The sequence below is a fragment of the Chelativorans sp. YIM 93263 genome, from assembly GCF_028767125.1.
In the GTDB taxonomy this organism is placed as follows: Bacteria; Pseudomonadota; Alphaproteobacteria; order Rhizobiales; family Rhizobiaceae; genus Chelativorans.
In genome coordinates, this window is the sequence record NZ_JAKCWP010000008.1 from 211,141 (window position 1) to 225,453 (window position 14,313).

Here is a 14,313-nt window from a genome sequence, read left to right on the forward strand (position 1 = left end):
GTTTGCCTAGCAGATGCGCGCGCACGCCGCCAGCCGGACGGCCATATCTCGAATTGAGCCTCAGCCAACCATACGTTTGGCCCAGTGTGTAAAATCCCGCATTGCCGTGCGGCTGTCCTTCTCGTTTAGAGATTCGTGGCGGAAATTCGGATAAATCGTTGTTTGCAGATTCGAAAAGCCGCCTGCCCGCAGGGTCTTTTCGAGGCGATACACCGCCTTTCCGAAGTCGGTGGAGGGGTCATCTCCGCCGCCCACGAGCTGTATCGGCAAGGGCCTCGGGACGGCGTCCATCGCGTCCCGGCTCGTGATCATCAGGTTGAATTCGAAGATGTCGCGCCACATGCCGATCGCAGGGGACCAGCCGCATAGCGGGTCATTGAGGTAGTCTTCGATCGCCTTCGGGTCCGTGGAAAGCCAGTCAAACGGTGTGCGGGCGTCGGGCACTGCTCTTGCCCATGGCTCGAACGTCAAGCGTGGCAGTAGCCGCGAGGGCACGTCGGAGCCCAGGCGAAAACGCTCCCAGGCAAGAACGAGCTGTGCCGCGCGGGCAAGCAACCCGTTGGCGTAAGGCATATTCCAGAGCGCGGCGCCCGCTATGCCGTCGGCTTGCCGCATCACGGAAACGAGGCCCACCATCGCGCCCATGGAATGGCCGAAGACGATCATCGGCAGGTCGCCATCCATCTTGCGGATGCGCCTGTGAACGGCGGCAACGTCCTCGACCACCTTTTCCACCGCCGGCCCCGCCCCGAAGGCGCCAAGCGGCGCGTCCGGCGCCTCGGTGTGGCCATGGCCGCGATGGTCATGCGCATAGACATGAAATCCGCGCTCAGCCAGATATGAGGCGAACAGCGCATAGCGGCCGGCGTGTTCGGCCAGCCCATGGTTTATCTGCACGACGCCGCGCGGCTTGCCCCGCGCCTTACAAACGTAAAGGCGCAGTTTGGCCTCGGTGGGTGTCTTCAATGTGGTTGCGATATCGAATGCCACGTTGCTCCTTGAGCGCGTTTGGCCTACATACGCGGTGGTTTCAAACGGTGAATAGTGAAATGGCCGATGGTGAGTAGTTTCGGCGTCTGCCGGACGAAGGCGGGTTCGCCAACTGTTTTCCATTCACCATTTACGAGTTCACCATTCACTTCCAATCCACGGAGCAGATCCGCCCCATGGCACGACAGTTCATCTATCATATGGCCGACCTCAGCAAGGCCTACGGGGCCAAGAAGGTCCTGGAAAACGTCAACCTGTCTTTTTACCCCGACGCGAAGATCGGCATTCTCGGCCCGAATGGCGCGGGTAAGTCGACCGTGCTCAGGATCATGGCCGGCCTCGATAAGGAATTCACGGGCGAGGCCTGGCTGGCCGAGGGCGCCACGTCCGGCTATCTGCCTCAGGAGCCGGAACTCGACCCCACGCTCGACGTCATGGGTAACGTGATGGAAGGGGTGGCCGGGAAGAAAGCCATTCTCGACCGCTACAACGAACTCATGATGAATTACTCGGATGAGACGGCCGAGGAAGCGTCGGAACTGCAGGACAAGATCGACAGCCAAAACCTTTGGGATCTCGACAGCCAGGTTGAGATGGCCATGGAGGCCTTGCGCTGCCCGGCGCCGGATGCCGACGTGACGAAGCTCTCCGGCGGCGAAAAGCGCCGTGTGGCGCTCTGCAAGCTTCTCCTGCGCCAGCCGGACCTGCTGCTGCTCGACGAGCCGACGAACCATCTGGACGCCGAGACGACCGCGTGGCTCGAAAAGCACCTGCGCGAGTATCCCGGCGCCGTGATGATCATCACCCACGACCGCTACTTCCTCGACAACGTGACGGGCTGGATTCTCGAACTCGATCGCGGGCGCGGCATTCCCTACGAGGGAAATTACACGGCGTATCTGGAAAAGAAGGCCAAGCGCCTGCAACAGGAGGGCCGCGAGGAAGCCGCCCGACAGAAGGCGCTTTCGCGCGAGCGCGAGTGGATTTCTGCCAGCCCCAAGGCACGGCAGGCAAAATCGAAGGCGCGTATCCGCGCTTATGACGAGCTTGTCCAGTCGGCGGACGACCGCCGTCCCGGTGATGCGCAGATCGTTATCCCTTCGGGAGAGCGGCTCGGCAATCAGGTGATCGATGTCGAAGACCTGACCAAGGGGTACGGCGACCAGCTTTTGATCGACAATCTCTCCTTCAAGCTGCCGCCCGGCGGTATCGTCGGCGTGATCGGTCCGAACGGCGCCGGCAAAACCACGCTTTTCCGCATGCTCACAGGGCAGGAGCAGCCGGACAGCGGCGAAATCCGTATCGGCGAGACGGTGAAGCTCGGCTACGTCGATCAGAGCCGCGATGCGCTCAACCCGGAAAAGACGGTTTGGGAAGAAGTTTCCGGCGGCAGTGACATTCTCAAGCTCGGCAAACATGAAATTAATTCCCGGGCCTACTGCTCTTCCTTCAATTTCAAGGGCGGCGACCAGCAGCAGAAAGTCGGCACGCTTTCCGGCGGACAGCGTAACCGGGTGCACATGGCCAAACTCCTGAAGGACGGCGGCAATGTTCTCCTGCTCGATGAGCCTACCAACGATCTCGACACAGAGACACTATCCGCGCTGGAGGATGCGCTCGAAAACTTCGCCGGCTGCGCCGTCATCATCAGCCATGACCGCATGTTCCTCGATCGCCTGGCCACGCATATTCTCGCCTTCGAAGGTGACAGCCATGTCGAGTGGTTTGAAGGAAACTTCGAGGACTACGAGGCTGACAAAATTCGGCGTCTGGGACCGGACAGCGTAAATCCTAGGCGGGTAACCTATAAGCGGCTAACGAGATAAGGTCATCCGTCGGTCGGCGCAGTCGTTGAAACTATTGCTGTCGTAGCGCGTTTGTGTCCGATCAAGTCGGGGAACCGCGGGGCTAATGATACCAACAATAAACCACCAGCATTTGTTCGAGGTGTTGCCGAGCCCTCACATGGTGCTCGACCGACACTTCAACATTGTTGCGGTGAATAACGCGTATGAGCGCGCGACGATGCGTGCGCGCGATGAACTCATAGGCCGGTATCTGTTCGATGTGTTTCCGAATGAGGAGGAAAGCGGGCGTCGTCTGCGGGCTTCGTTCGAACGTGTATTCAGGACGGGCAAGCCAGATTCGCTGGCATACATCCCATATGACATTCCCAAACCGGCCGATCAGGGTGGTGGTATGGAGCAGCGGTTCTGGACCGCTGTTCATACCCCTTTGCAGGACGAGCAAGGAAGGGTCGCCCATCTGCTCCAGAATACGGTCGATGTGACGGAGATCGTGCGTCTGCGGCAAGCGGTCAATCTACCGTTCCGTTTTCGCGAAACACACCTTCTCGAACGGGCGCGTGAAGCCGAGCGCCAGCGTAGTACACTGATGGCAGAGGGCGAGGATTTCAGGCGCCTTTTTCAGCAGGCCCCCGGCTTTTTTGCGGTTGTCTCCGGTCCGGAGCACGTTTTCACTTTCGCTAATGACTCTTACCTGCGTGTTATAGGCGGGCGGAATGTTCTGGGTATGAAAGTGCGAGATGCCCTTCCGGAAATCGAGGGCCAAGGTTTCTTCGAATTGCTCGATGGCGTTTATCGCACGGGAACGCCTGCCAGGGGCGAGGCGGTCCGCGTGATGGTGCAGCCCGAAGAGGGTGGGGAATTGCGAGAGACATTCCTTGATTTCTCTTATGATGCAATTCGCGATGACGAAGACACCATAATTGGCGTCTTCGTTCAGGGGATGGATCGAACGGAATCAGTGAGGGCGCATCGCCAGCAGCGCCTTCTACTCGACGAATTGAACCACCGGGTGAAGAATACGCTTTCAGCGGTGCAGTCCATCGCGGCACAAACGATGCGCTCTGCCCGTGACCTGAAGAGCGCGAACAAGGATCTTGAGGCGCGGATCGTCGCACTCTCGAAGGCCCATAATCTTCTCAGTGCGAAGGAGTGGACCGATGCGGAGTTGGCAAACGTCGTTGATCAGGAACTCTCCGCCTATGACCAAAGCCGTATCGAGACAGGCGGATCGAAAGTGGCGCTGGATCCCAAAACAGCGATCGCTCTCGCTCTGGTTCTGCACGAATTGACTACCAACGCGGCGAAGTATGGTGCGCTTTCATCGTCGCAGGGACATTTGAGCGTGACATGGCAAGCGTTGCCAGATCGGACACTGTCTCTCGCCTGGATGGAGCGGACCGACAACCCTGTCGCTCCGCCTGAAAGGCATGGTTTCGGTTCTCGCATGATCGAGCGGGTCATTTCCGGCGAACTCGGTGGTACTTATGAAAACCGCTATGCTCGTGAGGGTTTTTCCTGCCGAATTTCGGTGCCCCTCCGTACGAGGGAGTTGAACGAATGTCATTAAATACGACAACTACAAACTATGACGGCCTGCGTGTCTACGTGGTCGAGGACGAGGCCTTGGTGGCCATGAATCTTGAAATGATTCTGGAAGAGCTCGGCTGCGTCATCGCCGCTACCGCGATGCGATTCGACCAGGCCGAGCAAATGATCAATGAGGGTATCGAGGCGGACGTGGCTATTTTGGACGTTAATCTCGGCGGCCTGAACGTGTTTCCCCTTGCCGAGCGTCTCATCGAAAGAGGCATTCCGGTGGTATTCGCCACCGGTTATGACGAGTCAGGCATCGATGATGCGTGGCACGGGACGCCGACCTTGCAAAAGCCCTATACGGCCGAGGATGTTGACCGCGGGCTCGCGATGGTGCTCGCGGCAAGGCAATCGTAAATTTCTCACGAGGAAGTTGCAGTATTCGCATTCCCTTAGGCATTTGAAAGTAGTATCGGTCTGCAAGGGGGAGAGGGGCCAACTCGGGCCCCGATCCGGGCACGCAATAGAACGGCAGGTCGAGCATGCTACGCCGGACGAGCGAGCGCGACGCGCAGGAATTCGCGCTGATGAAGGAGCCGAAACCGCTTAGCCGGGTGTCCCTGAGCGGAATGGGAGTGGAAATTCCCCCGGACGTCATCACCAACGAAGAACTGGTCGAATCCTATAACCGCTGGGTAGAAACAGAAAACCCACGCCGTGCCCGGCGCGGCGAGGACCCGTTGGCGCCGTCGGATGCCGATTTCATTTTGCATGCCTCGGGCATACGCCAGCGGCACGTTTATGAGCGCGCCGGCATCCTCGACCCAGAGCGTATGGCGCCGTTCATTCCGGCGCGGGACGATGCCTCCCTCTCGGTCATGGCTGAGTTCGGCGCCAAGGCGGCGGAGAAAGCTTTGGCCGATGCGGAGCTTTCCGGCAGGGACATCGATCTCGTCATCTGTTCTGCGGCGCATCACCAGCGCCCGTATCCTGCGCTCGGCATCGAAATCCAGCAGGCGCTTGGAGCGCAAGGTGCCGCCTTCGACATGAATCTCGGATGCTCGTCGGCGCTGGGAGGACTCCACACGGCGGTCAATCTGTTGCGCGCGGGCGCGCACCAACGCGCGCTCGTCATTACTCCGGAGCTGATCACCGGGCATCTGAACTTCCGGGACCGGCAGACCCACTTCATTTTCGGCGACGCTTCGGTTGCCGTCGTTGTCGAAGCCATGGACGAGGGGGCGGAGCGCCCCGGCGCCTTCGAGATCGTCGATACGCGGTTGTGGACCAAGTTTTCCAGCAACATCCGAACCAATTTCGGTTTTCTCAGCCGACTCGCGCAGGAAGACCCCTCCGCCCTCGATATGGCAGGCAATCTGATCAAGCAGTCCGGCAACAAGGTCTTCAAGGAAGTCACTGTGGCCGGGCATCGTTTCATCGTCGATTTCCTGGCCGAACACGGGCACACGCCGCACACGATGCGTCGTTTCTGGCTGCATCAGGCAAACAAGCGCATGAATGCAATGATTCTGAAGCTGGCTTTCGGAGAAGAAGTGGGGCAGGACCGCGCACCCACCGTGCTCGAAGAGCTGGGCAACACGGCCGCCGCCGGAGCGATCATCGCACTGGAAAAGAACCACCGGGACATGCAGTCCGGCGATTTCGGCCTTTTGTGCGCCTTCGGCGCCGGATATTCGATTGGCGGTGCGCTGCTCAGGATGATGTAGGAGCGCTATGGTGGCGGCGGGAGAAAATGTGGAAAAAATCGTCCCCGCGGCAAAGCTTAAGGGCCGTGTCGGCGGCTTGTATATTGCTTCACACGGAAACTTTCAGACCAGTGCCGTTGACGCACTTCCCCTGACGTTCGAGGGGATCGACGGCGACCTGCATTCCGGCACCACGCGCCGCTCGGGCGGACGGGAGCCCTGGTACAAGCGCGGCACGGAAATTCGCAATGAACGCCAGCTTTCGATTGTCGCACCCGATGAACTGACTGAGGCCGCCGCACGCATGGGAATTGCGGAAATCCGGCCGGAGTGGATCGGTGCCAATCTCGTGATCGAGGATGTGCCGAGACTTTCCATGTTGCCAGCCGGGACGCTTCTGTTCTTCGAGGGCGGCGTGACACTGAAGGTCGATGCACAAAACGGCCCGTGCCGCATTGCCGGACGTGCGATCGCTGAAAATGTGGGGATGCCCGATATACAGGAGGGTGCCCTTCTCTTTCCCAAGATGGCGCGGCGGCTGCGCGGTATCGTCGCCTGGGTGGAAAAGCCCGGGACGATCACACCGGGCGAGGGCATTACATTACGTATTCCTGAGCAGTGGATTTACAGGACTGATTGAACTGGCTGGAGCCTATTGCTCCTCATCCTCCTCTGGTTCAAGCAGCCGCGTCGCGCGCCAGCGGGTGAGCACTTCGTTGATCTGGTCCACGACGAAGAACCGCGCGGCATCCCGATCGTACCCCTCGTTGAGCAGATCGTCATAGTCGCTGTGCTCGTGGCGCACATGGGTGACGGTGGCGAGCCATACCGCGACGGAGGGCGGTAGGCTGCGCAGTTTGCGATCGTTGGCGAGCGCACGAATCTTCTCCGTGTCGGAATAGGGCGCCTGTGAAAGAAGCATTGTCAGCGCCTTGTTCACCGCGCGTTGTCTCCCGGTTGACACTTTTGACATGTCCGTCCTCCGCGCGTGTTTGAGCGACCTTCAGAATTTCACAGGGCACAAGGCTTGCCAAGCCTTCCTTTATTATATAAACATATCTTTATATCTTTCTGGAGAGGTGAATGCTGACGCGCCCGACAGTGCAGCTTGAAGAGATGGTGGAGCGGCTGAAGGCGGCCGCGGAGTCCAGCCGGCTGCGTATTCTCGTGCTTCTGTCGGAAGCGGACCTGACCGTCTCCGATCTGACCGAAATCCTCAACCAGTCACAGCCGCGTGTCTCGCGTCACCTCAAGCTGCTGCTCGATGCCGACCTGATCGCGCGCTATCAGGAGGGTTCCTGGGCGTTTTTCCGGCTTTCGGAGTCGGATGCCGCACGCGAGTTCATCAAAGGCGTTGTCGGGCGGATCGACCGTACGGATCCGATGACCGACCGCGATCTGGAGCGGTTGGAGGCCATCAAGCTGCGGCGGCAGGAGCGGGCAGCCGAATATTTTCGCAAGAATGCCGCGAGCTGGGATGAGATCCGCTCCCTCCATGCGCCGGATGCCGCCGTGGAAGCGGGAATGAAGGCGCTGATCGGTGACAAACCCTTTCAGACCATGGTCGATCTGGGCACCGGCACGGGCCGGTTGCTCGAGCTCTTCTCGCCGCTTTACCGGCGCGGCGTCGGCGTTGATCTTTCGCGCGAGATGCTGGCCGTGGCGCGCGCCAATCTGGAGCGGGCCGGGGTCACTCATGCGCAGGTGCGGCTTGGCGATGTCTACGCGCCCCCGGTGGAGCGCGACGCGCACGATCTCGTGACCATCCATCAGGTCCTCCATTATCTGGAAGCGCCGTCGACCGCCATTCGCGAGGCTGCCCGTCTGCTGCGGCCGGGCGGGCGGCTGGTGATCGTGGACTTCGCGCCGCACAGCCACGAGTTCCTGCGCGAAGACCATGCACATCTGCGCCTCGGCTTTACCGACCGGCAGATAGCGGACTGGCTCGATACGGCGGAACTGGATCTTGAGGGAACCCGCGCCTTCGCTCCCGATGGGAAGGCCGCCGAAGGTCTTACGGTCAAGCTGTGGCTGGCGCGCGACCGGCGCATGGCGATTGCAACAGATGAAATCTCCACGCAAACGGAGATGGCGTGATGTCCTCTTATGCTTTTTCCCGCCGCCTCGACGCGGGCGGCAAGATCCGTGTTTCCTTCGAGTTTTTTCCGCCGAAGACGGACGATATGGAACGCCGTTTGCGGGATACGCTGCGGCGGCTCGCACCGCTGGAGCCGTCGTTCGTATCGGTCACTTACGGCGCCGGTGGCTCGACGCGCGAGAGATCGCTGCACACGGTCCGCCACATTGTAGAGGAAACGCATCTGGATGCGGCCGCCCACTTGACCTGCGTCGATGCGGACCGGTCATCCGTCGATGCCGTCATTCGCGAGTATGCGGCAATGGGCGTGAAGCGCTTCGTAGCGTTGCGTGGTGATCCGACGGAAGGTGTCGGCGCGGCCTATCGCCCTCATCCCGATGGCTATACCAATGGGGCGGAATTGACCGCTGCCCTGTCGCGACATGGCGATTTCGATATTTCGGTGTCGGCCTATCCGGAGAAGCATCCCGAGAGCCCCGATTTTGCTACCGAGATCGAGATGCTGAAGCGCAAGGTGGACAATGGCGCCACCCGGGCTATCACACAGTTCTTCTTCGACAATGATGTCTATGAGCGCTACGTCGAGCGGGTACGCCGCGCCGGCATCTATATCCCCATCGTGCCGGGAATCCTGCCGGTGCAGAATTTTCGGCAGATGGTGCGCTTTGCGGGCAGTTGCGGTGCCCATGTGCCGGCCTGGCTTGCCGAGCGTTTCCATGGGCTGGAGGACGACCCCGAAACGCATCGGCTGGTCGCCGCCGCGGTTGCGGCCGAGCAGGTGCTCGACCTGATGGAGCGCGGTGTCTACGACTTCCATTTCTACACGATGAACCGGGCCGATCTGGTTTTCGCGATCTGCCATATGATTGGCATCCGGCCCGTGCGGGCAAGCATGCAGTCGGCGGCGGCCTGACTTTGATCGCATGAATCAAAAAAGGCCGGGTGGTCCCGGCCTTCTCATTTTCTCTCAGCTTTGCGCTGTTTTTGTCTGTTTGGCCGCTTAGGGCAGGACACCCGTGATAACTGCGCCCACAAATGCAAAGGCAGCGCATATCATCAGTACGTTGAGTGGCCGCGTCAGTCCCATAGCCTAGCCTCCTCTACAGACCGAAGCCCCGGATTTTATAAGTTAAGCAGCGCTTGCCAAGCATTTTCTATGCTGCACTGCGGGCAAACTGTGAAAATTCCATCCAGAGCGTGCTCTTTGTCTCTGTCTTTATTGGGAGAATCGGCGCGTTTACAAACAGTTAACGGTAGAAATCTCAAGAGCTGTTAGCGCCTGCGAAAAATCCGCCCATCGATGGTGACGAGACCAAGGGCGATCAGGCCGACCCCCACGATTTCAGACGATTCAAGGCGCTCGCTCAAAAACACCGTGCCGAGAAGGATTGCGCTTGCCGGCACAATGAGCGTCACCAGGGACGTATTGGTCGCGCCGGCCGATGCCAGAATGTGGAAATAGATGATGTAGGCGAAGGCGGTCGCCAGCACCGCCAGCGCAAACACGGCGGCCCAAACATCCAGACTTGCCTCGAAAAGCCCGTGTGGGCCATGAATTATGAGCACGAGCGGGATCATGATCACCGTCGATGCGGTCAGTTGCCCGGTAGCGACGATCGGGGCGGGAACCTTCTTGAAGCGCCGGGCGAAGATGAAGGCCAGCGCATAGGAGACCGCCGCGCCGACCAGCGCCAGTTTCGCCCAGATCGGGCCACCCAGGCCGGCCAGGAGGCCGGGGCCGATCATCACCGCCGTGCCGGCGATGCCGAGCCCGATGCCGGCAAACTTCGTCCAGGTGAGCTTTTCGTCTGCGGTCAGCATATTCGCCAGAATGACCGTCCAGAACGGCGTCGTCGCGTTGAGAACGGAGGCGAGACCGGCGCCGATTTCCGTCTGGCCGGTGAAGATGAGCGAGAAGGGGATGACGTTGTTGAGGATGGCGAGGGCGAAAAAGCTGCCGGCCATGGGAAATGCCAGGCGGAAGCTCGGCCCCCTCCATGCGAGCCAGAGCTGGAGCACCGCCGCGGCGATCCCGACGCGGAACATGACCAGCGCGAGCGGCGTGATTTCGGCCACGGCAATGCGGGCGAAGAAGAACGAGCCGCCCCATATCGCACCCAGAAACACGAGCAATGCCCAATTCCTGAGCGACATTTGCCCGGCTGGGATTTTGGATTCGATCTCGGCCGCCATTCGCGTTCTCCGTTTAATCCCCACGTCATTATCACCGCCGATGTATGCCTCCACCCGATTTTCACTTCTGGCGTAAAAAGACCGGGTAAGCTGGCATGTTTGAGAACAGCGGTTTGATCCCGCGGCTTCGCGCACTACGCTCTCGCCGACCGGAGGATGATTCATGCAACGATTCGAAACCGCCCGGGACGTGGCGCTTAAAATGCGGCCCGACGATTCCATCTATTGTTTCCGGCCGGAGGTGCTGAAAGCCGACGCCAGGGACTTTATGGCGATGTTTCCCGGCAAGACCGCCTATGCGGTGAAGACGAACGGCGAGCCGATGGTGCTTAAAGCGCTTTCTGAAGCCGGGGTTACCGCCTTCGATGTGGCCTCGCCGGCGGAGTTCGCGGCCGTCAGGGCGGTCGCCCCAGGGGCCGAGATGCTCTACATGCATCCGGTCAAGGCGCAGTCGGACATCCGTCTCGCGCTGGAGGCCTACGGCATCAGGGTCATCGCCGTCGACCATGAGGACGAGGTCACGAAGCTGACGCGCGTGGTGCGCGCACTCGATATCGATCCCGGCTCGCTTACCGTCTTCGTCCGTATTCAGACCAAGGGCCACGCCGCCTATGAGCTGTCAAAGAAGTTCGGCGCGGGGCCGGCAAACGCGGTGGAGCTTTTGAAGCGGCTTCACCGCAATGGTTACCGGGTCGGCATCTGTTTCCATGTCGGCAGCCAGATCGAGGATCCAGACGTCTATGAGCGCGCGCTGGCTTCGGCGGACTGGGTGCGCGGACGTGCCGGCCTGCCGCTGTCCGCGCTCGACGTCGGCGGCGGCTTTCCCGCCGAATACGGCCACGACCCACGCCGCAAGAAACGCGAGATGCCGTCATTGGAAGATCTCATGGCGCGCCTGCGCGACGACGTCACGGAGTGGGGGTTTGACGATATTCCGCTGGTGGCCGAGCCCGGCCGCGTGATCGTCGCGCGCGCCTTTTCCCTCATCGTGCGGGTTCTCCTGCGCAAGGGCAGGCGCCTTTATATTAATGACGGTATCTGGGCCTCCCTGTCGGATTCCTGGACCGGCAAGATCACCCTGCCGGCGCGCTTCATCCCCGATCCGGCCATTCGCAGCCGCAATGGAGATCCCGAGCGCATCGTGCCGTTTCGCGTTTGCGGGGCCACCTGCGATTCCGTCGACATCCTCTCGCGGCCTTTCTTTCTGCCGCAGACGGTGGACACCGGCGACTGGATCGAGATCGGCCACATCGGCGCCTATTCCATGGCGCTCAGGACCCGCTTCAACGGCTTTTATCCGGATTCATTCGTGGAGGTTACCACCCCCTTCCACGAGGGCACCGCGCCTGAAAGCTTCGCCAGCCTGGAGACCATGGCGGATTAGGGCTGTTAGCGATTTTCCAGGGAGGATGCATTGGTGCGGGCAGCACCCGGAGGATGGCCTACCACTCGTTTGAAGGCGCGGCTGAAAGCTGCCTGCGAGCCATAGCCCAAACGATGCGCGGCAATCTCGATCGGCACCTGGTCACGCCCGATCCATTGCGCGGCCAGCCGCATTCGCATTTCCGTGAGATATCGGACCGGGGTCAAGCCAGTGACTGCCGCAAAGCGCTCGGCAAATACAGAGCGTGAGCTGCCCATCTCTGCGGCCAATTCGTCCAGAGTCCAGTTTTTGCCCGGGTCGCGGTGGATCGCGAGGATCACGCGGCCGAGGCGCGGGTCGCGCAACGCGGCCACCCAGCCATTGGCTTCGCTACAGCCGCATTCAACCCAGGCTCTGACGATCAAAGCTGAAACAACGTCGGCAAGGCGCGCCAAAATCCCGGCAAAACCCGCGCGTCTATCATGCGCTTCGCGCTCCATCGCCTCCAGCATCGGCGGAATTTCCGGGTAGCGGTCGAGAAGGGTGTGGACGAACATCACCTCCGGCATGAGTAATACGAGCGGATGCATGCTCCCAAGATCGAGCTCCATGCAGCCGCTGAAAATCACGGCGTCGGAAGTTTTGGATCCGGCATCGGCACGATCATCGATCGCGCAAACGCTCGTACAGAGTGGTGCGGTCTGGTAACCGGCGACATCCCGGCTGGGCATGTCCGGCTGAGAAACAAGGTCGTGCGTGCCGCCGTGTGGCAGAAGCACGGCATCGCCTGTTTCCATTTTGCAAGCTTCTCCGTCCGCCCTTCGCAGATACACCGGCCCTTGGGCAACGAAATGAAACTGTGCCCGCCCTTCCGCGACCTCAAACCGGATGCCGAAGGGCGGGGTCACTTGGATGCGGCGATAGTGGAGGCCAAACAGGCGCATTCCCATCAGGAGCTCGCTGACGAGATCCGCAGGAAGGGGGGCTCTTTGCCGCTGTGTTTCGGACTTATGATCAAGCATTCCGGATTTTCTGGCATAGTTAGTCCGACTTGTCCATTCTATTTCTGCTCGCGGCAAAGATCTCTTCACGGAAGGATAAAACGGATGAGCGATTCATTGCAGTCTGCAGATGCTGCCCACGTGCGGACTGACCCAGCTTGGGCCGCCGTCTTTTCGATGGCGCTTGGTGTATTCGGTCTCGTGACGGCCGAATTCCTGCCGGCCAGCCTTTTGACCCCGATGGCGGGAGACTTGAACATCACCGAGGGCATGGCGGGACAGGCGGTTACTGCAACCGCGGTGGTGGCGCTGGTAACCAGCCTTGTAATCTCGGCAGCGACAAGACGTATTGACCGCCGGCTCGTGCTTTTGACCTTTTCGCTTTTCCTTATCGTCTCGAATGTCTTGGTCGCCTTTGCACCAAATCTGCCTCTTCTCCTGCTCGGGCGCGTGCTTCTGGGTATTGGGCTTGGCGGGTTTTGGACGATGTCGGCTGCGGTAGCCATGCGGCTCGTCCCTGAAGCATTCGTGCCTCGCGCGCTGTCGATGATCTTTAGCGGCGTTGCCGCTGCAACGATTTCGGCGGCTCCCGTCGGCAGCTATCTTGGTGGCGTTGTGGGCTGGCGTAATGTCTTTCTTATCGCGGCCGGTTTGGGTCTCGTCACCTTCATCGTGCAGTTTGCAACCCTACCCAAGATGGCGCCGAGCGGGCTAACGCGGATGCGTACACTGGTTGACGTTCTGGCGCGCCCCGGCGTCGGGCTCGGTATGCTGGCCGCGATGCTTGTTTTCACCGGGCACTTTGCTTTCTTCACCTACATTCGTCCTTTCCTTGAGACGGTCACCGGCGTCGAGATCACTGCGATAGCCGCCATCCTCTTCGGTTTCGGAATCGCCAACTTCCTCGGAACACTCATGGCTGGATTGCTCCTGGAGCGCAGCCTCAGGTTCACGTTGATGTCGATGCCCCTGCTGATGGCCGCTTTAGGCTTTGGTCTCGTTGCCTTGGGCAGCGTTCCGGTGGCGAGTGCGGTCATGATAGCGCTGTGGGGGCTCGCTTTTGGCGCTGTGCCCGTTGCTTGGTCGACCTGGCTCACCCGCACAACCCCAGATCAGGCGGAAACGGCTGGAGGGTTGCTCGTGGCTGCCATCAATTTGGCGATTGCCATGGGCGCGGCAGTCGGCGGCGTCATTTACGACGCAAGTGGCGCGACAGCTGTTTTCACTGCAAGCGGTACCGTACTCCTCGTGGCCGGGATCATGATTCTCGCAGGCGTACGTCCCAGGGTGGTGCCCGCTGCAGCCTGAACCTGTGGCAGGTGCCTCGTTCGATCCTACCGGACGTTTGTCAGACAAAAAGCCAACCAATGGCTTTTTGTCTCCTGCGCGGACCATGCCTCATCCCCGCAAAGGGAGAGATAGAGGTTCGCACCAACGTCTCGCTAGTCGCCTGTGTATGCGATTGACGGGAAGGCCATCCCGCCTTCGTCATACCAGGGTGCTGAGCACAGCCGAAGCAACCCTGGTATTCATGCCAGAGCATTGACGACACAAGCCGGCGTTTCCGGAAAACATCCTCCCGCGCGGGGATAAAAGTTGGCGCCTCAGACATTTTCTCGGC

13 protein-coding genes are annotated in these 14,313 nt (G+C 60.3%); 9 read left to right on the forward strand and 4 right to left on the reverse strand.

Annotation, left to right across the window (positions count from 1 at the left end):
- Nucleotides 1-60: 60 nt before the first annotated feature.
- A complete protein-coding gene (locus tag LY631_RS16600) occupies nt 61-990 on the reverse strand; it encodes an alpha/beta fold hydrolase (RefSeq protein ID WP_274426704.1) in 930 nt (309 codons plus the stop codon).
- A gap of 176 nt (nt 991-1,166) precedes the next feature.
- Between LY631_RS16600 and ettA the strand changes: the two genes are divergently transcribed.
- The 5 genes from ettA (at nt 1,167) to LY631_RS16625 (ending at nt 6,677) form a co-directional block, all read left to right on the forward strand.
- Complete coding sequence (gene ettA, locus LY631_RS16605) at nt 1,167-2,816, forward strand: energy-dependent translational throttle protein EttA (RefSeq protein ID WP_274426705.1); 1,650 nt, start codon at nt 1,167-1,169, stop codon at nt 2,814-2,816.
- A gap of 85 nt (nt 2,817-2,901) precedes the next feature.
- Nucleotides 2,902-4,365, forward strand: a complete 1,464-nt coding sequence (locus tag LY631_RS16610; protein ID WP_274426706.1) for a sensor histidine kinase — start codon at nt 2,902-2,904, stop codon at nt 4,363-4,365.
- The gene (locus LY631_RS16615) at nt 4,356-4,748 is read left to right on the forward strand and encodes a response regulator (RefSeq protein WP_274426707.1); all 393 of its coding nucleotides are present in this window, start codon (nt 4,356-4,358) and stop codon (nt 4,746-4,748) included. Before LY631_RS16610 ends, LY631_RS16615 begins: the two co-directional genes overlap by 10 nt.
- Nucleotides 4,749-4,918: 170 nt before the next feature.
- Nucleotides 4,919-6,058 (forward strand): beta-ketoacyl-ACP synthase III, encoded by a 1,140-nt coding sequence (locus LY631_RS16620; RefSeq protein WP_274426724.1) that lies wholly within the window; start codon nt 4,919-4,921, stop codon nt 6,056-6,058.
- A gap of 7 nt (nt 6,059-6,065) precedes the next feature.
- Nucleotides 6,066-6,677, forward strand: coding sequence for an MOSC domain-containing protein (locus LY631_RS16625; RefSeq protein ID WP_274426708.1), 612 nt, complete (start codon nt 6,066-6,068; stop codon nt 6,675-6,677).
- A 12-nt stretch (nt 6,678-6,689) separates the two neighbouring features.
- On the opposite strand, the gene LY631_RS16630 is transcribed toward LY631_RS16625, so the two are convergent.
- The gene (locus LY631_RS16630; protein WP_274426709.1) at nt 6,690-7,010 is read right to left on the reverse strand and encodes a DUF2293 domain-containing protein; all 321 of its coding nucleotides are present in this window, start codon (nt 7,008-7,010) and stop codon (nt 6,690-6,692) included.
- A 110-nt stretch (nt 7,011-7,120) separates the two neighbouring features.
- On the opposite strand from LY631_RS16630, the gene LY631_RS16635 reads away from it, so the two are divergent.
- Both LY631_RS16635 and metF read left to right on the forward strand, forming a co-directional pair.
- On the forward strand, nt 7,121-8,134 hold the full coding sequence (locus tag LY631_RS16635) for an ArsR/SmtB family transcription factor (RefSeq protein WP_274426710.1): 1,014 nt from the start codon (nt 7,121-7,123) through the stop codon (nt 8,132-8,134).
- Entirely contained in the window at nt 8,134-9,048 is a 915-nt protein-coding gene (metF, locus tag LY631_RS16640) for a methylenetetrahydrofolate reductase [NAD(P)H] (RefSeq protein WP_274426711.1), read from the forward strand. Before LY631_RS16635 ends, metF begins: the two co-directional genes overlap by 1 nt.
- 359 nt (nt 9,049-9,407) lie before the next feature.
- On the opposite strand, the gene LY631_RS16645 is transcribed toward metF, so the two are convergent.
- The gene (locus LY631_RS16645; RefSeq protein WP_445082902.1) at nt 9,408-10,289 is read right to left on the reverse strand and encodes a DMT family transporter; all 882 of its coding nucleotides are present in this window, start codon (nt 10,287-10,289) and stop codon (nt 9,408-9,410) included.
- Nucleotides 10,290-10,491: 202 nt separating this feature from the next.
- Here LY631_RS16645 and LY631_RS16650 point away from each other — a divergent pair, with 202 nt between their 5' ends.
- Nucleotides 10,492-11,712: an alanine racemase gene (locus tag LY631_RS16650; protein ID WP_274426713.1), complete on the forward strand. Its 1,221-nt coding sequence runs from the start codon at nt 10,492-10,494 to the stop codon at nt 11,710-11,712.
- A gap of 5 nt (nt 11,713-11,717) precedes the next feature.
- Here the strand turns inward: LY631_RS16650 and LY631_RS16655 are convergent, their stop codons facing one another.
- Nucleotides 11,718-12,713: an AraC family transcriptional regulator gene (locus LY631_RS16655; RefSeq protein ID WP_274426714.1), complete on the reverse strand. Its 996-nt coding sequence runs from the start codon at nt 12,711-12,713 to the stop codon at nt 11,718-11,720.
- An 84-nt stretch (nt 12,714-12,797) separates the two neighbouring features.
- On the opposite strand from LY631_RS16655, the gene LY631_RS16660 reads away from it, so the two are divergent.
- A complete protein-coding gene (locus tag LY631_RS16660; protein ID WP_274426715.1) occupies nt 12,798-14,000 on the forward strand; it encodes an MFS transporter in 1,203 nt (400 codons plus the stop codon).
- Nucleotides 14,001-14,313 lie beyond the last annotated feature (313 nt).